Below are 22,583 nucleotides of genomic sequence, written 5' to 3'. Positions count from 1 at the left end.
GCTGTCAGAAGACCGGCGGTTCGCGGCCTGCGGCGCGGTGAGCCGCGATCACGGTGTTGGCCATCAGCATGGCGATGGTCATCGGTCCGACACCGCCCGGCACCGGCGTTAGGGTGCCTGCGACCTGCTCGGCTGCCTGAAAATCCACGTCGCCGACGAGGCGCGTCTTCCCCTCGCCGCGCTCCGGCGCATCGATGCGATTGATGCCGACATCGATCACGGTCGCGCCCGGCTTGATCCAGTCGCCCTGCACCATTTGCGGGCGGCCCACCGCAGCGACCAGAATATCCGCACGCCTGCAATGGGCGGCAAGATCCTTAGTGCGCGAATGAGCCGTCGTCACCGTCGCATTGGCGGCAAGAAGAAGCGCGGCCATCGGCTTGCCGAACAGGTTGGACCGGCCGATCACCACGGCATCGAGACCTGAGAGGTCATGGCCGTGCACTTGACGCACGAACACCATCGCGCCCGCCGGCGTGCAGGAGATCAGGCCTGTCTTGAGATCGCCGGTCATCAGCTTGCCGGCATTGGCGACGCCCAAGCCGTCGACGTCCTTGGCGGGATCGATCGCCTGGATAATGGCATCGGCATCGAGCCCTGCCGGCAGGGGCAGCTGGACGAGAATGCCGTGGACCGAAGTGTCGGCGTTGAGCTTTGCAACGAGAGCCGCAAGCTCTTCCTGGCTGGTCGTCGCCTCCAGCGTGTACTGGCTCGAACGGAAGCCGCACTCTTTTGCCATGCGGCTTTTGGAAGACACGTAGACGTGGCTTGCCGGATCGTCGCCGACGATGATGACCGCAAGCCCCGGCGTCACGCCGGTCGCGTGCACGAGCGCCTCGGTTTCCGATTTCACCCTGGCGATCACGCCCTTGGCGATCTCTTTGCCGTCGAGGATTTGCGCCGTCATCCTGCTCTCCGCATTGTGCGTCAGGCAGGCGTTGACGCTATCGCGACGAGAAAATCAACCGTCGAGTCCAGAAATTCAGGCTTTGTGGTTCAATGGGCTGCGGGTTCTTCCGTTGCAGCCGGTTCCGCCGGCGCCGTGGCAGTTGCCGATGCGGGCGCGGCCGGGCGGCGACGCTGCATGTTGGAGCGGATTTCTTCCTTGGTCAGGTAGTCCACCTGCTCGATGATGATCTCGTGGAAGATCTTTTCCCCGACCCGTGCGTTCAGCGCATCACGTACGCCTTCGCGGAACTGCGTCAGGTCGAAGGTTTCCATCGTCGTGAAATCGATATTCGGATTGCCCATCAGGTGGGTATAGAGCTCATCCGTGATCAGCGTCTGCGGCTGGATGGAGAGCTTTGCGAGTTTCTCAGGCTCGGCAGTGAAAACCAGACGGGCCAGGAAATAGCCCTGCACCGCGCCATCGCGAATGACGGGAACCGAAATCACCTCACCGCGCACATAGTCGAGGCCACCGAAGAACGGAGGAGGCACGGCAGCCTCCGCTTCGTTGGTCGTCGATGTCTGGATCGCGAAATAGACCGCGCCGAGCGTAACGGCGCAGATCCAGACGGCGGTGAGCGCAAGCTTGATCATTGTGCTGCGGGCCTGAAGGTATCCATGGAATAGGTGCCATCGGCTTCAGCGGCCTGGACAGCCTCGTTGATCAGGTCAGTCACGTCGCGCACGGCTTCCATATGGGCCTTGACGCGAGTCGCGTTGGTTTCGACCACGCTGCGCAGACGGATCAGACGATCCCCCGCCGCACGCGGCAGATCGGACGGCTCCATCGACTTCATGAGCAAATTCAGTTCGTAAAGGCAGCGGCTCTTCTGGGCGTTCGATGCGGTGATGTCGAACCGAGCATCGGTGCCGATAAGCGAGTTCTCGCGCTCAAGCACGGCTTCCAGCCGGCCCAGTACGCCGGAGATTCTCAGTTCAGTGCCGTTGGTTTCCATGTCTGGCCTTTTCATTGTTATCGGCAAAGCAAGTGGTCTGCCTGAAGCTTAGGCGTGATTGTCCGCTGCTTCAGAGCGTTCCCGTCCCTCAATATCTTTCCAGTCGTTCAGCGTCGTGCGCTGCAATTCTTCAAGCATCATGGTCGCACGGTCGCGTGCCGCGTCCGGTGTGTGGGGTGATACCAGCCGTCCTTCGGCTGTCACGCGGGCGCCATCCGGCGCGAGCTGCTCGGCAATGCCGATGCCGCCACCCTCGGAGATCATGCGGCCGAGGTGTTCGGCCATCATGCCTTTCCAGATTTCGCCCGCGGTCCCTTCGCCAAAGATTTCCTCGGCATCCTGGGGCAGCATCGATTTCACGAAAGTCTGCAGGACCATCGCTTCGAAGTCGCGGTAGGTCTTCATCGCATCGTCGGCTGGCGACAGTGCGCCTCGGCCGGTTCGGGCGGCCGCTCCGCCATCGCGGGCGATCGAAAACTCGATGGACGCCGACTGCGTACCATTGGCGGCCTTCTGCGTCAGGGCGCGGTGGGCTTCGCGCACGCTCGACGGATCTGCTGCGTTGATGACGTCGAGAATGATGTCGCTCGCGGGAGAGATGGCCAAGATATGCACCGTCGCTGAAGCGCTGCGCCGTCCATCATGGACAAGCCTTCAGTGCTGGAACGTTTCGGCGCGATCTGCATCGACGCACCGTCAAATCAACATGGCGTGACTATGAGCCTTGAAACTTACGGGAGGCTTGAGCGTCGATAGCGCCAATGCATTCAAGCAGTTGCTCAAGTTCGGCCTCCTGCTTCTCTCGCTCCACCTCGCCCAGCGCCGTGGCCGTCGACTCCTCGAGCCTGTCCGCTTTCGCCTTCTCGGACATGACCTTCTTCTGCTGCAACTGCATGCGGCCAGTCAGGATCTGGTCGCGCACCTTGAGCTTGCCGATCTGCGCGCCGTAGAGCTTGGAGAAGTTCGCATGAACCGGCTTCGGCGAAGCGAGCGCGCTGACAAGCGCATCCATCTTGTCCGCAACAAGCGCGCGCTCCCGCATGATGTCCGCGAGCTCGACATCGGCCACCCGCTCCATCTGTCGCTGAACGGCCGCAAGACGCTTCAGCTTGGCGTAGCGCTCGGCGCTCATGTCAACGCTCCATGAAGATCGGTTCGAAGCCGGCAGCGAACAGGCGGAAGAAATCGCCCGAGCCGAAATAGATCAGCAGCAGCCCGCCGGCGATGAGGAAAGGCAGTGAGATGAAGTAGACCGGTATCTGGGGCGCGAGCTTGTTCACGAGGCCGACAGAAAGGTTGAAAACCAGACCGTAGATGATGAACGGGCTCGACAGTTGCAGCACCAGCCGGAACGACGCGAGCAGCGTGTCGGTCAAGGATACCAAAGCCAGCTGGGAGTCGAACGCGAGGCCGAGCGGCATGAAATCGTAGGAGCTCGTCAGCGACACGATCACCACGTGGTGGAAATCGAGCATGAACAGCATGAGAATGCCGGTGAAGCTGATCAGCCGCGACAGGTCGGTGTGCTGCTCCATGTCCTCGATGCCGCCACCCGGCATGCCGTTGAAGCCGATGACCATGGAGATGACCGAACCGGCAAATTGCAATGCCGCCACGTAGTAGCGCGCAAGCAGCCCGATGACCGATCCGATGAGAAGCTCGACGCCGACGATGCCGATGTAACCCGGACCACCTTCCGAAACGCGCGGATAAATCTGGTCCCACATGAGCGGCGCGAGCGCAAAGGAAATACCGATGGCGATGAAGAGCCTGACCTGCAGCGGCACGCGAATGGTGCCGAAGCCCGGCAGCAGCATGAAGCAGGCGCCGATCCGGCAGAATGCCGCGAAAAGAGCGAGGACGGAGCCTTCGGGATCCGTGATCAAGAGATCGAGCCCAGAACCTTGATCTCGAGCCCCTTGGCGATCTCCACATGCGAAATGACGGGCAGTGTCGCAAAGAGGCGTTCGATGATCATGCGCACGTAAGGCCGCGCATCCGGTGCGGTGACGAGCACGAAGGGGCGCCCCTTGTCCAGTTCCTCGCGGATGACCTTGGTCGCCTGCTCGCTGAACTCTTCCAGATGACGCGGATCGATATCGAACTCGACCACCTCGCCCTTGTTGTCGCGCTTGAGCGCCTGGTGGAAGGCGAGATCCCACCGGTTGCCGAGGCGCAGCACGCGCAACACGCCGTTTTCGGCAAGGTCGCCGCACAACTGCTGCGCCATGCGGATACGCACATGCTCGACGATCTGCTCGGTCTTGCGCACATGCGGCGCAAGCTCGGCGACCGCTTCGATGATGAGATGCAGGTTGCGGATCGACACCCGCTCGGCAAGCAGCAGCTTGAGCACGGCCTGCAGGCCCGAATAGGTCATGTGCGACGAACAGATCTCGTCGGCGAGCTTCTTGTACTCGGGATCGAGCCGTTCCAGCAGCACCTTCATGTCCTTGTAGGACAGAAGCTGCGGCAGGTTGTTGCGGATGACTTCGCTCATATGGGTCAAAACGACGGAGACGTTGTCGATCGGCTGAAAGCCTTCGCGCTTGAGATCTTCCGTGAAGCTTTCCGGCATCGAGATGGCCGGCATGCCGAAGGCCGGCTCGCGAATATCGTCTCCCGGCACGCTCGGCATGCGGTTGGCCTGCTTGACGACCATGACTTCGCCGACGCGCAGTTCGTTTGCGGCAACGACGGTGCCGTGGATGCGGATCTGGTAGCCCTTCTGGGGCACCGAGTAATCGTCGCTGACCTTGATCTCCGGCACGACGAAGCCGTACTGCATCGCGAACTTCTTGCGCATTTTGCCGACACGGAAAGCCAGTTCCTGGTGCGCTCCGAGCAGTCGCGACGAGACGTGCTTGCCGAGCAACAGTTCGACTTCCGCAGTCTTCAAGACGGACTTGACCGAGTCCTTTTCCTTCGCCTGCTCTTCCATCTTGGTGCTGCGCTCGGCCTCAGCTTCCGCGAGCTTCAGCGCCTCGATCTGTCGCGGAATGATCCAGCCACCGAAAGCCATGATGCCGCCCAGTACGACGAAAGGCAGAAACGGCAGGCCGGGCATGAACGCCAGCACGAACATCAGCACTGCCGCGACGATCAGTGCCTTCGGATAGTGGCTGAGCTGGCCGATAACGGCCTGGTCGGCCGAGCCCGTCGTGCCGCCGCGCGCCACCAGAAGGCCGGCTGCCAGCGAAACGATCAGCGCCGGGATCTGCGTGACGAGACCATCGCCGACGGACAGGCGCACGAACACGTCCGCAGCTTCGCCGATTGGCATGTCGTGGCGCGCATAGCCGATGATGATGCCACCGAAGATGTTGATGGCCGTGATCAGCAGGCCCGCGATCGCATCGCCGCGCACGAATTTAGACGCACCATCCATGGACCCGAAGAAGGAGCTTTCCTCCTCCAGTTCCTTGCGGCGGCGCTGCGCTTCCTTTTCATCGATGATACCGGCCGACAGGTCTGCATCGATCGACATCTGCTTGCCGGGGATCGCATCGAGCGTAAAGCGCGCGCCGACTTCCGCGATGCGGGTTGCACCCTTGGTGATGACGATGAAGTTCACGACGATCAGGATCATGAACACGATCAGGCCGATCACGAAGTCGCCGGACATGACGAGGTTCGCGAAGCCGTGGATCACGCTGCCGGCGGCATCGGTGCCTTCATGACCCTGGGACAGGATGATGCGGGTCGTCGCGATGTTCATCGCAAGCCGCAGCATCGTGGCAATCAGCAGGATTGTCGGAAACGACGAGAATTCAAGCGGCCGCTGGATCCACAGCGAGACCATCAGAATCAGGACGGACAGAGCGATCGAGAAGGCCAGCCCCATGTCGATGAGGATCGGCGGCAGCGGCAGGAACAGGATCGCCAGGATAGCTACGATCCCGAGCGCGAAGCCCACGTCGCGGCCTTGCTTCTTGGGAAATGCCGGGGAAAGGGCCTGGATTTGCGCCATCGTCACTGCCGTCCGCTTCGGGCCGGTCGCACGGACGCGTCATGCGTCGGTGTTGGAGACCGCCTGACAAAGACCTAGCGAGCGAAGCTTGCGTGAGCATTTCGACAGGCGAGCGGAGACCTGACTAGAAGCCGCTCTCGATGCGCGAAAAGACGATGTTCGTGAAAAGCGAGATCTGTGCCCCGACGAACGGCGCCGAAATGGCGACGGTGACGAGGATGGCAACGATCTTGGGAACGAAGGTGAGCGTGATTTCCTGAACCTGCGTCAGCGCCTGGATGAAGGCGATACCGACGCCGACGACCATGGCGACAAGCACCGCAGGCCCGGAAGCCACGATGATCGTCCAGATGGCATTCTGAACCAGTTCGAGAGCGTCTGCTTCATTCATGGCGCGATGCCTCAGCTGATGGAAACGCCTGACGTCACGTCGATCTTCTTGCCGTCTTCCAGAACCGCGGTGATCCCGTCGGATCGCAGAATGACTTCCTTTACCACGCCCGTCGTCAGCTTGTCCGACGACGTCAGCGTCCGGCCGATAACGGCATTGGCCTCGGACAATGCTGAAGACTGTAGCAGCATTTCAAGGCGGCGGTTGGTCTGGATCGTCTGCTCGACCTGCGAGAAGGTCGCCAGCTGCGCGATCTGCTGCGTCGAGTCCATGGGCTCCGTCGGATCCTGGTTGCGCATCTGCGCGACCAGAAGCTGCAGGAAATTGTCGTAGTCGAGCATGGCGTTTTCCGACGCCTGCTGCGATCTGGAGGTCGCTGCGGTGCTCGTCGTCGCGCTGCCGGTGGCCCCTATCTCCATGGCGCAATCTCCTTCTGGATAGCAGTGATCGTCGCCGGCGTCATCTCAGGCGTGTTCAGAACCTGATCCTCGAGCGGGTAGAGCTTGCGGATCATCTTGAGCGCTTCGAACGGCTTCTTGCCGGAAACGACCTCGTCGATCAGCTTCAGCTGCGTGCGAATTTCTTCGTTCTGGAAGCAGTTCAAGAGCATCATGATCGACTTCTTGAACATGTTCATCGACTGATCCGCACCTTCCGGGTTGATCAGCATCATCTGCACGATGAAATAGAGCTGCTTCAGCGGCGTCGTCGCGTCCTCCGGCTGAAGAACATGGTTCTCCAGAAGGAAGGTAACGTCGTTGAGGAACTCCAGCGACACCTTGCGATCGACCCGCAGGACGGCACCGTTGATGAAGATTCTTTCGCCGCTCTTCAGCGAAATCCGCAGCGAACTCTTCATTTCAGTCCATCCCTGATGATCGACGAAATGTCGATGATGCCTTCAAAGTTCTCGGATTCGCCTTTCCGGATCTTGTCGCTTTCGCGCAGGATCCAGAAACCGACCGAGATCAGATTTGCCTTGAGCGAAAGATCGAGTTCGTTGTCCGGCGCGTTCAGGTCTTCGATGAAGCGCATCCAGACGCGATTGGTGAAGTAGAGTGCCTCAATGGCATCTCTCGATTTCGGGCCGGCCACTCGGGCCCGCTCCAGAAGGCCGATGGACTTGTCGAGAACCTGCCGCTCCCGGTCCTTCGATTCAGCAACATCATCCTGCTGTATCTCGGCATAAGAAAACTGATACATTCAGCTCGCCTTGTCATGTGTTGCGCCAATGCCGGAACGGCACGAGCGGCTAGAGGAAGTTCAACAAGCTCATCTGCTGGATTCGCGCGGTCAACGAGTAGGACGCTTCCATCTGGGTGAGCAGTGTATTCATGCGCGTCGCAGCCTCGTAAGGATCGACGCCTTCGAGCTCGCCGATATAGACCGCAACGATATCTTTCTGGGTTCGCAAGCTGACATTAGCCTTCGTCACCCGCATTTCGGCAACGCCAAGCTCTGCCCGTTGCTCGTCGACAGAGGTGATCGCGCTGCCGGCCATGCTGATCACGGCATCGCTGAGTGCCGCGCGTGCTTCACTGTTCCAATTGCCGCCGATCAACTCGCTGCCGACCACTGCTGCCATGGCAAATTGCCGGAAGCCCTCATTGTTGGCATTGGTCGAGCTTTGAATGACCTCCGAGCCATTGATGCGGTTCGTCAGGTTCGTGTCAGACGCGCTCGACCAGTTCAGGTTCCAGGCCGGGCCCTCGAACATCTGCTTGACGTCGGTGTCGAGGAAGTTCGTCAGGTCTGCAGCAGAGATCGTCTCCGTCTGCGGATCATTCTGCGAAAAGCCGAAGCGCGACTGGAACAAATTGTCGAATGCGGCCTTGGCCGGCGAACCAGGGGCGAAATAGTCGTTCATCGGCCGCACGTCGGTATTCACACCGGCGAACAAGAACTCGCCGCTGTTCGACGTATTTGCCAAAGCCGAGAAATTGCCGAGCGCGCCGTTGATCGTCTGCTGTGCGACTTTAACCAGAGATGCATTTTCGCCGTCGCTGAGCGTGATCAGCGTGTCGAGCATCTGCTGCGCGCTCTCCGACAGCTGTCCCAAAACAACCTGCGAAGACGACAACCGCTGGCCGACAAGCGCGTTCGTGTCGAGCACGGCGTCGATGCGCGCGACTTCGCGGTTGAGCGAGATCGATCGCGTCGATTTTGAGCCGAGCGCCAGGCCAACATCTGCATATCGGTTGGTCACGACCTCTTGCTGCCGGTCGGTCACTTCCGACTGCGCCCGCTGGATGGCGAGCCGGACCGCGTTCTGCATGGCACTGGTTGAAACGAAGGTTGTCTTCATGGCTCTAACGCACGCTCAGCAGCGTATTGATCATCTCGTCCACCGCCGTGATGATGCGGGCGGACGCCTTGTAGGACTGTTCAAGCTCCAGGAGCTTGGCCATCTCTTCGTCGATGTTGACGCCGGTGGCATTCGAGAGCGCCTGGGTCGTGCGATAGTAGGAGGCGTTCTTGTTTTCGGCAGCGGTGTTTGCCTGCTGGCGCAGGCTTTCCATCCAGCCGACCGAACTGGCAGCAAAATCGAAGAGCGATGCGCTCGCACCGATCTGGGCGTTCACATCGAAGTTCACGGGTTCCGACATTTGCGTCACGAAACCCTCGATGAGTGACGAGAACCCGGCGCCGCCTTCGACGTTTACGACGTAGTCTGCGCCATTCGCACCGCCATCACGCAGCAGGAAAGCGTTGCCGGACGGCTGCACGTAAGCGGCGTTCACAGCAAGCGAGGTTGCCATGCCAGGCACAATCGTCCCATCGGGAGGGACGGTGCCACCACTCCAGGTGAAGAGACCCGGCAGATCAGTGCCGCCCGTTTGCGACACTTCGCGGAATGTCGTCACCAGAGCACGCGCCATTTCGTCCAGCTGCGACTGATAAGTCGGCGCAATCGTATCGCGAACCTGGAGAAGCGCCCCGAGCGAACCCGAAGCGGTTGTCGCTCCCCCTTCGCCGGCACCAAGCGGTACGCCGTCGACCAGCACGGCATTGCCGACCGTGTTGGCGTCAAAGCCGTTCGTCCGCGCAAAGGTCACGTCGCGCGGCACCGTTTCGAAGAGCGTAGCGCCTTCCTTGGTGTAGAGTGCGATATCGTTGTTCGGCCGCTTGACGACCGTTACGCCGATGATCTCGGAGATGCGCTTCAAGAGCCCGTCGCGGGTATCCAGCGCATCGGATGCATCCTGGCCGCTGCGCGTCGCATTGCGCACGTCGTTGTTGACGACTTCGAACTCGCCGAGCAGCTTGTTGAGATCCTCGACCTGACGCGAAATTTCCGTGTCTGTCTGCAGGCGCATCTTCTGCAAGTCGATGGATGACTGGCGAATGCCGTCGGCAACGAGGATCGCGTCGGAGACAGCCGCCTGGGCCGCGCTGGTGTTGCTGGGCTGCGAAGCGAAAAGCTGCAGCGAGTCACGCAGAGATCCCATGAGGGCCGCGGGCGCATTTTCAAAATCATTGCCGCCGATCAAGGCACGGATCTGGTCGATGCCGTCCAGAAGCGCGTTCTGGCCGCTTGCCGACGATGTCGACACGAGACTGTCGCGGAACAGCACGTCATTGGCGGCGCGCGAGATGTTCACGACCTGCGCGCCCCAACCGTTGCTCGCCAGCGTAGCGGATCGGCGGACATAGTTCTCTGCGCCGGCATTCGAAATGTTTCGAGACACGGTCGACGTTTGCGTCGACGTGTTCGAAAGGATCGATTGAGCCGTATTGAGTGCCGATGTCAGAGACATGCCAAACCCTTGAAAGACGGTTTATCGCTTCAGATTGACCAGGATTTCCATCAGGTCCGAACCTGTCTGGAAGACCTTCGAATTGGCCGTGTAGCTGCGCTGCGATTCGATCATGCTGGTGAGCTCTTCAGCGATATCGACGTTGGAACCTTCGAGTGCGCCGGAAATGATTGAACCGAAATTGCCGCTTTCGGCAAAGCCGGTGACGATCACGCCGGAATCGACCCCTTGCGTGTAAACGTTGCCGGCGAGGGGCTGCAGCTTGTCCGGGCTCTGCACGTTGGCCATTGCCAGGCGATAGAGCGGCTTCAGATCGCCGTTCTCATACTGGCCGTAGACAATGCCGTTCGAGCTGATCTGCACGCTTTCGAGCTTGCTCGGCGCGCTACCATTCACACCGGCGGAGGCTACGTCATAGGGATAGCCGAGCGCAGTGATCCGGCTGAGGTCCATCACGACGGTCGGCGATGTCGGATCGAGGTTAAAGGTGACCGTGCCCGCACTCGTCAACTGGCCTTCCGTAAAGGACAACGTCGTGGGCGCGTTGAGCGGCGTCGCCGTCGGATCATCACGGCGCACGATTTCGAGCGTCCATTCTTCCGGCGTCGATGTCGACGGGTCGGCAACCTGGGTCTTGGTGTAGACGAGATCGACCAGAACTGTGTTGCCAACCGTGTCGAAGACGGCGAGCGAACTGCTGACCGTATCCCCGACTACAGCTCCAGAAGGAAGGTTGCCTGCGAAATTACCTTCGGTAGAAGCCGTTGCGCTCAGATTGCCCTGGCCAATATTGACCGGTGACAATCCGTCGAAACCGTTGACGACCGTCTGAGGTGTACTGGTTCCGTTGTAAGGATAGCCGAGAAGCGTAAACCCGGCCGCATTCACCAGCTCACCGCTGCCATTCGGCACGAAAGAGCCTGCACGCGTGAGGAACGGGTCTCCATTGCCGTTTTCGACAATGAAAAAGCCGGGGCCTTCGATCGCGAGATCGGTCGCCGAGGAGGTGAACTCCAGCTCGCCCTGCTTGTTGACGTTGTATCGGACGTCGGTCGTTACGGCGCCTGAATTGTAGGAGCCCGAAGAGCCGGGCAGGATCAGCGACGAGAACTCGGTCGAGGCGCGCTTGTAGCCTGCGGTATCGGAGTTCGCGATGTTTTCGGCAACCGTGCTGAGGCGATTGGCCTGCGCGTTCATTCCCGATACGCCGGTGCGCATCATGCCGTTGAGACTCATCGATCAGACCCTTTGTAGATTGGTTGGGGACGATGCTATGGGCCCTGGCTTGCGCGAACCTGACAGAGGCCGCCGCCGGGCCGAGAGATCGCTCAGTCCCAGTCGATGCGGTAGCCAAGGAAGCGCTTAGAATCGATCGGATCGACGCCGAGCTTCTTGCGCAGTTTCTTGCGAAGCTTGCTGATGTGGCTTTCGACGACGTTCTCTTCGACGTCTTCGTCGAAGATGCCGTAGATGGCGTTGAAGATCTGTCCCTTGGTAACGCGCTTGCCGCGATTGGCGACAAGGTATTCCAGGATGCGACGCTCTCTGCGCGGCAGAGCGAATGTCTCGCCTTCGATTTCTGGATCACGACCATCGGAGAACACACGGATCGAGCCGATGTCCGTATGGTTGACCATCGACTTCAAGCGGCGACGGATGGCAGCCGCACGGGCCAGGATTTCCCGCGGATGAACCGGATTGCGAACGACATCGTCGACGCCGCTGTCATAGAGCGCCAGCGTGGCTTCCAGGGAATGTGTATCGTTGACCGCGATCACTGGCGCTGCAGAGCGGCTGCGGATGGCGCGGGGAAGCTCGAAAGTCGAGTTCGACTTACCGATCAGAAAGGCCTCGACAGCATCGAGATCCGTGTCCGCTGCCGTGTGAACCCACGCCTGAAACTCACGAGGCTCAAAGCTTGCAGACGGCACACCCTCCCGTCCGAAAAGCGATTTAAAGCCTTCCGTCACGAGCTCTCGCTCGTCAACCACAACGATCATTGTCGCCCCCGAATCACCGCACCCATCGCGTTAACCACGTTTTACGAATCGTGAGATTCTGGAACAACTACAGGAAATATTGATGCCTTTTGGCAGTTGCGACCGCTTGGCGTGCCGATTTGATACTAGATGTTGTGAGGCATCGCGGCGAAGCCACAAATTTCCTTTGGAAAAAGTTAACAACGCCTAAATTTGGCCTTGCCGGCCACAATTGAACGTAGCTTCCGCTAATTCAATCTGAGATTGAAGAGGAGAGGTGACGGATCACGCGCAGAATGCACGCGCGCCGGACGTCCATTGTCCGTATCCCGTGGCCACCAGATTGCTGATGACGCGGCACACGTAACGTTTCTGGGCCGGATCGTTGTTCGGCCCCGCATGATAGCGCGCCACTGCCATTGTCCAGCTCTCATGCCGACCTTTCAGCTCATGCAGAAATCGCGCGGCATAGCGAACATTGGCATGCGGATCGAGCATGGCATCGACCGAGGCGAACTGGTCCCGATGATAGTGATGATTGATCTGCATGCAGCCGAGATCGACCAGCACCTTACCCTGCGCCAAAGCGTCGTTCAGGATCTGCACCGCTTCGCTCTTCGACCGCGCGAAGTAAGCCTTGCCTTCGACATTAAGTGCAAAGGGTTGCAAGGAGCCGCGCATCCCGGTCTCCGTGAGCCCGACGGAATAGAGGATGCCGACAGGAATGTCGTAGGCCTCGGCAGCTTCGGCGATCTCGGCTTCGCAGCTCGCAGCCGCTGCCTGGCTAGAGATACACGTCGCCAGAAGCAGTGCGATCAGTCCTGCGCGCATCGACATCTCCCTGCTCCCGTCCCGAACCGCGACGACCGTCGCTGCCGCCGTCACCGCGCTGCTGCCCGGTTGCGGATTGCTGGCTGCTGCCGCCCTCCATCTGGCCCTGCTGACCGGTGGAGGCGCTGCCTGCCGTCGCGCCTGCGTTTGCACTCTGGGTGGCGCGATCGCTTCCTACATGTTGAACGACGACGTTTTGAGCATCGATGCCCTGCGCCTTCAGGGCCTTGGCCAGGCCGCTCTGGTCATCCGACAATTGCCGATAGGCCTCGATCGTCTCGACCTTCAGCTCGATGGTCAGATGACCGCCGCTCATGCGGAACGTGGCTGTCACCGTGCCGAGTTCGACCGGGTTCAACTGGATCTTCAGCGTGTTGCTGGCATTGCGTGCCGTATCGAGCGTTGTGGCGGATGTGGACGCCACGTCCCGCAGCATCGCGTTCCACTCGCCGTTCTCCGTCACGGTGCTGATAATCCCGGCGGTGGATGTTTGGCCCGCGGCCACACCAAGAAACTTGCGGCTTTCCAAGATCGAAAGATCGGCACCGGCGCGCAGCATATTATCTGCCCGGTCCTGCCGACCACCCAGATCGGCAAGACGGTCTGCCGGCGTGGTGGCGCTGGTCTTCTGAGTTGGGTCACTCACGCCACGGCCGCTATCGATCGTGGGCGCGGTCTTGAGCGGGTCGGGATCAACCCCGTCCACCTTTGCGCCGCGAGATGCACCATCAAGGCGGATCGGGTCGGCCTTCGTTCCGTCTGTTCGTGTTTCGCCCTTGGCCATGCCCTGCGCGATCGAGCGGGCCACAGCATCGACCACTATGGACGGCACGTCGCCCTTGCCGCCCACCATGCGGAAGACATCGACTTCGCCATCGGCGCTCTGCGGCACCTCTGCACCCTTCACTGCAGCAATATCCGGACCATCAATGGCGAGCTGATCATCAGCCGGCACCACCGGCAAAGCCGTGGTGGTGCTGCGCGATTGGAGCCATGTGCTGATCGTATCCGGTTTGGCAACAGCCTGCTGCAAGGATGCAGCGGCACTCGCACCGACGCCCTGCGAGGTTTGAGTGCCCGCGAAGTCCATCACGTCCTGCGTCAGATCGAAACTGTCTTCAGTCGCATCCGAGCTTTCGGACAGGTCACCCGAAGCGGACTCAAGCGTTTGAGGTTGTGCTCCATTCGCTTCCTGGGAAATGATATCATCCGGCTTCGTGCCATCCGTTGGCCGGTTGCCGACATTGGCCGTGTTCTCGAAAAGGGCGAGCAGCGAACTCCGATCCTGGCCGCCGATTTCTCGGGGGCCTGCCACGTCCTTGCGCCCGCGCGGCATGTTGGCAATATCCACCTCGATGTCACCTTTTCCATTGGCTGATGCCTCGGCGGGCGCCTGCCCGTTACCCGTGCCGCCGCGCTGCCCTTTCGGGTCCTTGGCGGACAACCGATCGATCGCCTGGCTGAAGACGTCGTCCGCGTCGCGGTCCTTCTGCCCTCCAGTTCGACCCTTGATCGTCGGATCGTTGCCAATTGCGGGGAGTCCAATTCCCACAGGTGCGCTCATCGGTCTTCCTCCAGCAATGCATCGATGCTTTCCAGAACCGCGCGGCGATCGTCGACGAAGCCGTCCACTTCATCTTCGGCCGCATCGCCCGGCGCATCTGTCGTTTCGGATGCGCCCTCGCCTCCCGGCAAAATGGCCGGCTGCGCGATGTCGGCGGCAGAACTGGCATCGGGCTCGACCGATACCGCGACCGGCTCGGCAATCGCTTCGAGGGTCGGCGCCCGCGTGACGGCAGCGGCGATCGACTCGGCGGCGGATCGGAGCGCCCGGTCGCGCGGCGACAACGCCGCATCGTCGATGCTGGAAACGGCGGCAGCGACGCCGCTCACATCTTCGCCCGGAATGGCCGCGGCACCCGAATAGAGATTGGCGAGCGCCTGCGCCTTCTCGTCTTGAGCGCCGAGGCCTTCGGCAGCGGCCGCCGCTTCCTGTGCCAAAGTCCGGTTGCCGTTGATCGCTGCCCGCCGGGCAATGCGCAGATAGATTGACCGCTGCCGCGCCTCGTCCATGAACGCCAGCGTTTCGGCGATCCGCTCGCTCTTCACATCGTCCGGGTGCGAGAGCACCAGTTCAACGAAGAGATCGGCGAACTGGCCAGCATAGGGAGAGTGCAGGAAGCGCCGTGCATAGCGTTCGGCACGCTTCAATCCCTCATCGACCATGCCGAGCCGCACGGACACCTCGACGGATCGCCGAAGCGCCGCTTCCTCGATGATCGAGCCTGGAGCCAGGAGCCTTGCCCAGTCGAACAGCGGAAGAGAATCAGCCGGGCTGGAAAGCGCCGCCGCATTCGCCGCGACAAGCGTCAGATAGGGCTCGATGCGCGTGCCTTGATAATGCACCAGAATATCGCGCAGGGGTTCGAAGACACCGCGTCCGCGTCCGCGCAGGTGTTCTTCAAGCAGAGGCATGAGCCGCGGATCGAAGCCAGCTTCCGGAAACCGGCGCGCAAGCATCGGCAGCGTGGCCGGGTTGCCTCCGCTGAGCGCGTAGATGATCGCGGCATCCATGCCCTGCTGGTCGTAGAACGTCTCGGCGCTCGCCGCGCGCAGCCGCTCGTCGATCACCGTCAGCAGGTGACGCTGCATCTCGATGGCGGAATGATCGCCCTTGATCACCGCGTCCTGCACGAACTGCAATGACCGCACCATGGAGAGCGGCGTCGGACCAGCCTCCATGGCCTGTGCCTTGAAGGGCACGAACGCCGAAGCCGCAACCGCGACGATGGCGAGCCAGCGCCGTGTCATGGGAGGATCTCGCTGGCATCGGCCTGCACGAGGATCTCGATGCGACGGTTGGCATCGGCGAAGGGATCATCAGGCAGCTTCGGCCGGCGATCGGCAAAGCCCGACACCTGCACGATGCGATCTTCCTCCAGGCCGCCACGCACGAGCATGTAATAGGCGCTGTGCGCGCGCGCCGTCGAAAGCCGCCAATTGTCGTTGCCATCGCCGCGGAAAGGATGCGCGTCCGTATGGCCGCGGATAACGATCTGGCCGTCACGTTCCGCAAGCAGCGCGCCGATGCGCTCCATGGCCAGCACCAGCTCGCGCTGCGGGACCGGTGAGCCGCTGGCGAACATGGCGACATCGACCTGGTCGGTCAGGCTGATCAGAAGCCCGCCCTCGGCCGGCGTGACCTCGAGCCCCTCCGCCAGCTTGCCGCCGACGCCGGCGATCTGCTGCTGAATCTCAGTACGCAGTTCCTCGGCTTCGGCATTCGCCTGCGTGTCGGTTACGGCATCGGGTGTTGCTGCCACCATTTCGGCAGGCGGCGTCTCGGAAGTTGGTGCTGCCTCGGCTGGACTTTGCGCCGCTGCCGGCTCCGGAGCCGCAGCCGGCGCGATCACGATATCCTCTCCCGCAGCGGGATCGACAGCGCTGGCGGCCGGGGCAAGCGCTTCTTCGATCAGCGCGGCATCATCGGAGATGGCCTGAGGCGTGACAAGCGCCGTCTCCTCAGTGGAGGGATCGAGGCTGATTTCGTTCAGCGACTGTTGAGACCAGAAATCCGGATCGAATGGATCGCGATAGGCTTCGCCGCCGGACGCGCCGGTCGCCGGCCCCGACGTCTGCGCTCCACCCTCCCCTGCGTCGGAAATGTTGGCCTGCTGCCCCGTTTCACGGGCGATTTCAGCCAGGACGGCATAGGGATTTTCGAAATAATCCGATTCGGAATACTCCGTTTTTTCTCCGGCGGTTGCGTTGCGGTCCGAGCCCTGTTCGGTGCTCGCGCCATCCGTCGTGCCTTCGCCCTGCGTATCGGCAGCAGGTCGGTTGGTCTCGCCTTCGGATGCCTGCCCTTCGTCCTGGATGCTGCGATCGGCAGGCTTTTCATCCATGAGCTGGATCGGATTGAAGTAGCTCGCAACCGCGGCCTTCGTTTCCTCATTGGCGGCATTGACGAGCCACATGACCAGGAAGAACGCCATGAGCGCGGTCATGAAGTCGGCATAGGCGATCTTCCAGACACCGCCGTGATGCCCTTCTTCCTCGCCATGCCCTCCCCGCCGGACGATGACGATTTCCCGCTCGATTTCAGGCCGATTGCTGTCTCCGCTCACGCTACGGCCTCCTTCAAGGCTTCAGACCAGTCCGCGAGCCGCGTCGCGAAGACCGTGCCATCGAAATTCACGATAATGTCCATGTCGTCGCTTTCTTCGAAGGCGAAGGCGACGCCTGCATCGTCGAAGTGCCGCGCCAGCTGTTCTTGAAGGCCCTTCGGCCCTGAGACGGAGACGCTTGCTTCCGGACCATTGGCAATCGCTGCCTGGATGGCGCGGGCGAGTTCGTCGACGACACGGCGGCGGATGATGGAGTCGAGGAACGGCGCAAGCACATCACTGACCTGCTCGCCGATCGTGTCGGACAGATTGCCCGCGATGCCGTCGAGCTTGGACGCGATCATCGTCGCATAATCCTGCTCGTAGGAGGTGCGGACACTGTCCATTTCTTCGCGATGCCGCGCGCGCTCGGCCTCGATTGCCGCCGCGAACTCCGCCTCCGCACGGGCGGCCGCCGCCTGCTCGCCACGCGCGAAGGCAGCCGTCAGTTCCGCCTCGAAGTCCCGGTCGGGAACGGCCGGCGTGATATCGATGCTGACCGGCTGTGGCTCGACAGGACGCAGACGGGTCGCGTGCACGCCGCGAACCTCGTCCGGCGCACCAAAATCGCGCAGATAATCAGCAATGGAAACCATCAATTCGAACCAGCCCGAGCAGACACGCAATCAGCCGGACACACACTCCGCCATGTATGCCATTCGGGTTTGTTCTAGGAGGCGAAGCTTGCGTGAGGGTGGTTGAAGGGGAGAGGTGAGATCAGCGCAGTTGCCCTCACCTCACCGCAGGGCCGTCAGGCCCGAGCGTCCATCTGCCTGATCTGCTCGACATCGAGAAAATCGGAATTGTTGCCACTATGGTATTCGAACCCGGCGCGCACGGGTGAACCGGTCTCTCCGAGCGCGTTGGTCGTGTAATCGAGATCGCTGTGATGGAACTTGATCGTCGGGCGCAGGACAAAATGATCGTCGAATTCCAAGGTCAGGTGACTGTCGTCGGCAGGGCACATGATCTCGTGAAGCTTCTCGCCAGGCCGAATGCCGATGATCTCCGCATCGCGTGTGCCGCTATAGGCTTCGACCAGATCAAGAATTCGCACCGACGGGATCTTCGGCACGAAGATTTCGCCGCCGTACATCCGCTCGAAGTTCTTGAGAACGAAGTCGACGCCGTCCTGCAGCGTGATCCAGAAGCGCGTCATGTCTTCATGCGTCACCGGCAGAGGCGTGCGCCCTTCGGCGATGAGCTTCTTGAAAAACGGTACGACCGAACCACGCGAACCGACCACATTGCCGTAGCGCACGACGGCGAAAGTCGGCCCCCGACCGCCAGTGATGTTGTTGGCTGCAACAAAGAGCTTGTCGGAAACAAGCTTTGTCGCTCCGTAGAGATTGATCGGGTTCGCCGCCTTGTCGGTGGAAAGCGCAATGACTTTGCTCACCCCCGCCTGCATCGCGGCCGAGATGACGTTCTCCGCGCCGTTGATGTTGGTCTTGATGCATTCCATCGGGTTGTATTCGGCAACCGGGACATGCTTCAGGGCGGCGGCGTGGATAACGAAATCGATGCCGTCCATGGCTTGGCGAAGCCTCGCCTGATCGCGCACATCGCCAATGAAATAGCGCATCGCAGGATCGTTGAAGGTCTGCGCCATCTCGTATTGCTTGAGCTCGTCGCGCGAGAAGATGACGATGCGCGACGGCTTGTAGCGCGCAAGAATGGTTTCGGTGTATTTCCGGCCGAAAGATCCGGTCCCGCCGGTGATGAGAACTGCCTTGCCCGTGAACATCTGCTGCCCGCTCCCCGAATAGTCTTTAGCCCTGTCGATGAGACCGCCCAGCATGCAGCCCGCCACCGATGCTGATTCGCCCCGCCTTCGTGACTAGCACGACACTTGCCGAATTGCGCGCCCGGCGGCCCCTGGATTCCGGCAGTTCATCAGCAATGTTTGACATTTGAAATCCGCGGCCAGTTCTGGCTATTGATCCTGTCGGACCACACGAATCGGTCCCTGCCGAGGTGAGCCCTTGCCCTTCGTTCCCTATGGTCGCCAATCCATCGACGAAGCCGATATAGCTGCCGTTCTGGGTGTCCTGCGATCGGATCATCTGACGCAAGGCCCGGTCGTCGATGCCTTCGAGCGCGCGCTCGGCGAGACGGTCGGTGCGCGCCACTGCGTGGCGGTCAACTCCGCGACGGCTGCCTTGCACATCGCGTGTCTCGCGCTCGGCGTAGGGCCTGGCGACCTCGTCTGGACGTCTCCGATTTCGTTCGTCGCCTCGGCCAATTGTGCACTCTACTGCGGCGCGGAGGTCGATTTCGTCGATATCGATACAGTGACGCTGAACATAAGCGTCGACGCGCTGGAAGAGAAGCTGCGCAAGGCAGAGGCGGCCGGCCGCCTGCCGAAAGTCCTGATTCCGGTTCATCTGTGCGGGCTGCCCTGCGACATGGCCGCGATCGGTGCCCTTGCGCACCGCTACGGGTTCAAGGTTATCGAAGATGCGAGCCATGCCATCGGTGCGCGCGACGACGGCGATCTGGTCGGCGCCTGTACCCATTCCGACATCGCCGTCTTTTCGTTCCATCCGGTCAAGATCATCACCACGGGTGAAGGCGGCTGCTGCGTCACCCAAGACCCGGACCTCGGCAAGGCGTTGCTCCGGCTCCGATCGCACGGCATCACGCGTGACGAGAATGACATGTCCGGCCCATCGGAGGGGCCGTGGTACTACGAGCAGATCGATCTCGGCTTCAACTACCGGATGACCGAACTGCAAGCCGCTCTCGGTCTGTCGCAGCTTGCCCGGCTGAACGATTTTATCAACCACAGGCACCGGCTGGCCGACCGCTATGATTTGGAGCTGGCCTCGCTTCCCATCGATCTGCCGCAACGCAGCGCCGACAGCCTGTCCAGCCTCCATCTCTACGTCATACAGTTGCGGCTGGACGAAATCGCCCTCTCGCATCGGCAGGTCTTCGAAGGCCTGCGCCAGCGCGATATCGGCGTGAACCTCCATTACATACCGATCTATCGGCAGCCCTATTACCGGGCGCTTGGTTTCAAACCCGGTCACTGCCGGAATGCCGAGGCCTATTACGCGCGAGCCATCTCCATCCCGATCTTTCATGGGATGACAGAGCCACAGCAGGATCAGGTTGTCACAGCTCTGAAGGATATCCTGCGGTGAGACTGGGGCTCATACCCGCCCGCGGCGGCTCGAAACGCATTCCGCGCAAGAACATCAGACCGTTCTTCGGCAGGCCGATCATCGCCCACTCCATCGAGGCTGCGCTTGCTGCGAGGACCATCGACCGCGTCATCGTCTCGACCGACGATGAAGAGATCGCTGCGGTCGCCCGTGCTGCCGGGGCGGACGTTCCCTTCAAGCGCACGCCGGAGCTATCCGACGATCACGCCACAACGCTTGCCGTCATCGCCGATGCGATCGAGCGTGTTGAAGCGGAAGGTGTGGCTGTGGATGCGGTTTGCTGCCTCTACGCGACGGCACCCTTCGTCACGGCTCACGATCTGGATACCGCATTCGACTTGCTTGATGGAGGCAACATCTCCTACGTCTTCGCTGCAACCGAGTATGCCTACCCGATCCAGCGCGCGCTGCGGCTGCGCAATGGTCGGCCGGAAATGTTCAATCCCGAGCTGGCCTCGACGCGGTCCCAGGATCTCGAACCCGCATACCACGATGCGGGTCAATTCTATTGGTGCCGCCCCGACGCGGTGCGCGCGAACCGCCCCGTGCTTGGCCCGGATGCCGCGCTCTATCGTGTCGAACGGTCGCGCGTGGTCGACATCGACACGCCCGAGGATTGGAAGATGGCCGAGGAGCTTTATCGTCTCCGCTCCGCCGGACAGGCATCATGAGTGGCCACCAACGCTGTCGCGCGGTTGCGATACGCGTCGATGCATCGCCTGTTATCGGGCTCGGCCATGTCATGCGGTGCCTGACGCTGGCCAATACGCTCACCGATCAGGGCTTTGAATGCGTCTTTATCGCACGCTTCATGATCGAGGATCTCAAAGAGAAGCTCGCTGAAGCAGGCCATCGACTGGTCATGCTGCCGGAAGACGGACCGCCGCCGGGCCCGACACCCTACGGCACCTGGCTTGGGACGACCGAAGAGCATGATGCCGAAGCGCTCGGCGGTCACATGAAGACACTCCAACCACAGATCATTGTGGTTGATCATTACGCGCTCGGCATAGCTTGGGAGCGCGCCCTGCGCTCGTATACGGACCAGCCGCCTCTCATTTTGGCGTTCGACGATCTCTCGAGGTCCCACGATTGCGATATCGTGCTCGATGCGACGCTCGGCAAATCGACCAAGGACTACGACCATCTGGTACCATCCGAATGTCGTGTTCTGACGGGACCGCGTCACGCGCTTCTGCGGCCAGATTTCGCAGCCGAGCGTCGAGCATCGCTTCAACGGCGCGACGAAGCCTTTGCGGCGGGCGCGGGCATTCAAACCATTCTCATCTTCATGGGCGGCGCCGACACTGCGGACTGCACAGGCTGGGTGCTGCGCGGACTTTGCGAACTGCAATTGCCGCCAGAAGTGGACCTGCATGTCGTCACCGGCCCTGCCTATCCCCACAAAGATGCTTTGAGGCAATTTGCGGGGCAATGCGGTCGACGCATCACCCTCCATCACAATGTATCCGACATGGCGGCATTGCTCAGCCGCATGGATCTCGTCATCGGGGCGGCCGGTAGCTCATCGTGGGAACGCTGCTGCCTAGGCGTGCCTGCGATTAACCTGATCCTGGCCGAAAACCAAAAAGAAGCGGCGCAAGCGCTTTCGCTGACCGGGGCATCTGTCGATGGTGGGGCCTTCGAGCCGCAAGACGACCCACACCGATGGGCCGCAGCCAAGGTAGCCCCGCTGCTGAAGCCTGCCGCCACGCACCCGATCAGCCTTGCGGCACGCGAAGTGACCGACGGCAACGGCGCCGCGCGGGTGGTCGACGTCGTCCTTGCACATGTGTCGCACCCGCTGCTGGAGGAGACCCCATGACAGAAGACATACCGGGGACCCTCAGGGCCATGTCGGACGATGATCTCGACCAAGTGCTGGTGTGGCGCAATGCGCCTGCCGTGCGCAAGAACATGTATACCAGCCATGAGATCAGCGCCGAGGAACACCGGGCTTGGTGGCGAAGGATGCGCGACGCCAAGGATCGGCATGACCTCATCTTCGAGATGAGCGGACGACCGCTGGGGGTAGTCTCGTTTTCGCAGGTGTCGCAAAGCGACCGTAACGCCGTCTGGGCGTTCTATGCGGCGATCAGTGCGCCACGCGGTACGGGATCGCAGATGGAGTTCGCCGCGCTCGATTTTGCGTTCGAGCAGTTGGGTCTCCACAAACTCAGCTGCGAAGTCCTGGCGTTCAACGAGCCGGTGATAAAACTTCATCAGAAATTCGGTTTCTCGATTGAAGGCGTCTTCCGCCAACACCATCGGCGGGAAGAAGCGTTCGTCGACGTGGTGCGTCTCGCCATCCTTTGCGATGAGTGGAAAAGAATGCGCCCGGCAGCAAGTGGTAAGCTTCGCGCGACCGCACCGCGCTAGACGGCTTCTTCTCCTGTCTTGCGCACGAGGTGTCG

25 protein-coding genes are annotated in these 22,583 nt (G+C 61.2%); 4 read left to right on the top strand and 21 right to left on the bottom strand.

The genetic code is table 11. From position 1 onward, the window contains the following. Nucleotides 1–4 precede the first annotated feature (4 nt). The 21 genes from folD to pseB all read right to left on the bottom strand — a co-directional run bounded on the left by folD (nucleotide 5) and on the right by pseB (nucleotide 18,746). Nucleotides 5–907 (bottom strand): bifunctional methylenetetrahydrofolate dehydrogenase/methenyltetrahydrofolate cyclohydrolase, encoded by a 903-nt coding sequence (folD, locus tag QQL76_RS02420; protein ID WP_499206225.1) that lies wholly within the window; start codon nucleotides 905–907, stop codon nucleotides 5–7. 89 nt (nucleotides 908–996) lie between these two features. Continuing rightward, a complete protein-coding gene (locus QQL76_RS02415; RefSeq protein WP_499206224.1) occupies nucleotides 997–1,542 on the bottom strand; it encodes a hypothetical protein in 546 nt (181 codons plus the stop codon). After that, nucleotides 1,539–1,904, bottom strand: coding sequence for a hypothetical protein (locus QQL76_RS02410; protein WP_126008596.1), 366 nt, complete (start codon nucleotides 1,902–1,904; stop codon nucleotides 1,539–1,541). The genes QQL76_RS02415 and QQL76_RS02410 overlap by 4 nt, the downstream gene beginning before the upstream one ends. A 48-nt stretch (nucleotides 1,905–1,952) precedes the next feature. Then, complete coding sequence (locus QQL76_RS02405) at nucleotides 1,953–2,510, bottom strand: rod-binding protein (protein ID WP_499206223.1); 558 nt, start codon at nucleotides 2,508–2,510, stop codon at nucleotides 1,953–1,955. Between the two features lie 109 nt (nucleotides 2,511–2,619). Beyond that, entirely contained in the window at nucleotides 2,620–3,036 is a 417-nt protein-coding gene (locus tag QQL76_RS02400) for a hypothetical protein (protein WP_499206222.1), read from the bottom strand. A 1-nt stretch (nucleotide 3,037) separates the two neighbouring features. Beyond that, entirely contained in the window at nucleotides 3,038–3,790 is a 753-nt protein-coding gene (gene fliR / locus QQL76_RS02395; protein ID WP_404863858.1) for a flagellar biosynthetic protein FliR, read from the bottom strand. Continuing rightward, entirely contained in the window at nucleotides 3,787–5,874 is a 2,088-nt protein-coding gene (gene flhA / locus QQL76_RS02390; protein ID WP_499206221.1) for a flagellar biosynthesis protein FlhA, read from the bottom strand. The genes fliR and flhA overlap by 4 nt, the downstream gene beginning before the upstream one ends. 124 nt (nucleotides 5,875–5,998) lie before the next feature. Then, on the bottom strand, nucleotides 5,999–6,265 hold the full coding sequence (fliQ, locus tag QQL76_RS02385) for a flagellar biosynthesis protein FliQ (protein WP_126008586.1): 267 nt from the start codon (nucleotides 6,263–6,265) through the stop codon (nucleotides 5,999–6,001). An 11-nt stretch (nucleotides 6,266–6,276) separates the two neighbouring features. After that, nucleotides 6,277–6,684, bottom strand: coding sequence for a flagellar hook assembly protein FlgD (gene flgD, locus QQL76_RS02380; RefSeq protein WP_499206220.1), 408 nt, complete (start codon nucleotides 6,682–6,684; stop codon nucleotides 6,277–6,279). Beyond that, nucleotides 6,675–7,124, bottom strand: coding sequence for a flagellar biosynthesis repressor FlbT (gene flbT, locus QQL76_RS02375; RefSeq protein WP_126008582.1), 450 nt, complete (start codon nucleotides 7,122–7,124; stop codon nucleotides 6,675–6,677). Before flbT ends, flgD begins: the two co-directional genes overlap by 10 nt. After that, nucleotides 7,121–7,468 (bottom strand): flagellar biosynthesis regulator FlaF, encoded by a 348-nt coding sequence (gene flaF / locus QQL76_RS02370; protein WP_126008580.1) that lies wholly within the window; start codon nucleotides 7,466–7,468, stop codon nucleotides 7,121–7,123. The genes flbT and flaF overlap by 4 nt, the downstream gene beginning before the upstream one ends. Nucleotides 7,469–7,517: 49 nt before the next feature. After that, the gene (locus QQL76_RS02365; protein ID WP_499206219.1) at nucleotides 7,518–8,570 is read right to left on the bottom strand and encodes a flagellar hook-associated family protein; all 1,053 of its coding nucleotides are present in this window, start codon (nucleotides 8,568–8,570) and stop codon (nucleotides 7,518–7,520) included. A gap of 4 nt (nucleotides 8,571–8,574) precedes the next feature. Further along, entirely contained in the window at nucleotides 8,575–10,023 is a 1,449-nt protein-coding gene (gene flgK / locus QQL76_RS02360; RefSeq protein WP_499206218.1) for a flagellar hook-associated protein FlgK, read from the bottom strand. A gap of 21 nt (nucleotides 10,024–10,044) precedes the next feature. Next, the gene (locus QQL76_RS02355) at nucleotides 10,045–11,259 is read right to left on the bottom strand and encodes a flagellar hook protein FlgE (protein ID WP_499206217.1); all 1,215 of its coding nucleotides are present in this window, start codon (nucleotides 11,257–11,259) and stop codon (nucleotides 10,045–10,047) included. 92 nt (nucleotides 11,260–11,351) lie between these two features. Continuing rightward, entirely contained in the window at nucleotides 11,352–12,023 is a 672-nt protein-coding gene (locus QQL76_RS02350; RefSeq protein ID WP_126008572.1) for a response regulator transcription factor, read from the bottom strand. A 264-nt stretch (nucleotides 12,024–12,287) separates the two neighbouring features. Beyond that, entirely contained in the window at nucleotides 12,288–12,833 is a 546-nt protein-coding gene (locus QQL76_RS02345; protein ID WP_499206216.1) for a lysozyme family protein, read from the bottom strand. After that, nucleotides 12,787–14,397 carry a flagellar hook-length control protein FliK gene (gene fliK / locus QQL76_RS02340; protein ID WP_499206215.1) on the bottom strand — a complete coding sequence of 537 codons (1,611 nt, stop codon included), beginning with the start codon at nucleotides 14,395–14,397 and terminating at the stop codon, nucleotides 12,787–12,789. Before fliK ends, QQL76_RS02345 begins: the two co-directional genes overlap by 47 nt. Beyond that, nucleotides 14,394–15,644 (bottom strand): chemotaxis protein, encoded by a 1,251-nt coding sequence (locus QQL76_RS02335; RefSeq protein ID WP_499206214.1) that lies wholly within the window; start codon nucleotides 15,642–15,644, stop codon nucleotides 14,394–14,396. The genes fliK and QQL76_RS02335 overlap by 4 nt, the downstream gene beginning before the upstream one ends. After that, nucleotides 15,641–16,960 (bottom strand): MotB family protein, encoded by a 1,320-nt coding sequence (locus QQL76_RS02330; protein WP_499206213.1) that lies wholly within the window; start codon nucleotides 16,958–16,960, stop codon nucleotides 15,641–15,643. Before QQL76_RS02330 ends, QQL76_RS02335 begins: the two co-directional genes overlap by 4 nt. Further along, the gene (locus tag QQL76_RS02325; RefSeq protein ID WP_499206212.1) at nucleotides 16,957–17,595 is read right to left on the bottom strand and encodes a hypothetical protein; all 639 of its coding nucleotides are present in this window, start codon (nucleotides 17,593–17,595) and stop codon (nucleotides 16,957–16,959) included. The genes QQL76_RS02330 and QQL76_RS02325 overlap by 4 nt, the downstream gene beginning before the upstream one ends. A gap of 155 nt (nucleotides 17,596–17,750) precedes the next feature. Then, a complete protein-coding gene (pseB, locus tag QQL76_RS02320) occupies nucleotides 17,751–18,746 on the bottom strand; it encodes a UDP-N-acetylglucosamine 4,6-dehydratase (inverting) (protein ID WP_499207089.1) in 996 nt (331 codons plus the stop codon). 238 nt (nucleotides 18,747–18,984) lie between these two features. Between pseB and pseC the strand changes: the two genes are divergently transcribed. Genes pseC through pseH form a run of 4 tightly spaced genes read left to right on the top strand, consistent with a single transcriptional unit; the run spans nucleotide 18,985 to nucleotide 22,548 of the window. Beyond that, on the top strand, nucleotides 18,985–20,148 hold the full coding sequence (pseC, locus tag QQL76_RS02315) for a UDP-4-amino-4,6-dideoxy-N-acetyl-beta-L-altrosamine transaminase (protein WP_499206211.1): 1,164 nt from the start codon (nucleotides 18,985–18,987) through the stop codon (nucleotides 20,146–20,148). Then, nucleotides 20,145–20,840, top strand: a complete 696-nt coding sequence (pseF, locus tag QQL76_RS02310) for a glycosyltransferase family protein (protein ID WP_499206210.1) — start codon at nucleotides 20,145–20,147, stop codon at nucleotides 20,838–20,840. Before pseC ends, pseF begins: the two co-directional genes overlap by 4 nt. Beyond that, nucleotides 20,837–21,994: a UDP-2,4-diacetamido-2,4,6-trideoxy-beta-L-altropyranose hydrolase gene (pseG, locus tag QQL76_RS02305; protein ID WP_499206209.1), complete on the top strand. Its 1,158-nt coding sequence runs from the start codon at nucleotides 20,837–20,839 to the stop codon at nucleotides 21,992–21,994. The genes pseF and pseG overlap by 4 nt, the downstream gene beginning before the upstream one ends. After that, nucleotides 21,991–22,548 carry a UDP-4-amino-4,6-dideoxy-N-acetyl-beta-L-altrosamine N-acetyltransferase gene (gene pseH / locus QQL76_RS02300; protein WP_499206208.1) on the top strand — a complete coding sequence of 186 codons (558 nt, stop codon included), beginning with the start codon at nucleotides 21,991–21,993 and terminating at the stop codon, nucleotides 22,546–22,548. The genes pseG and pseH overlap by 4 nt, the downstream gene beginning before the upstream one ends. Nucleotides 22,549–22,583: the final 35 nt, after the last annotated feature.

Source organism: Rhizobium albus (assembly GCA_030160035.1).
Classification (GTDB): Bacteria; Pseudomonadota; Alphaproteobacteria; order Rhizobiales; family Rhizobiaceae; genus Georhizobium; species Georhizobium albus.
This window is presented reverse-complemented; position numbering and strand designations above follow the sequence as displayed.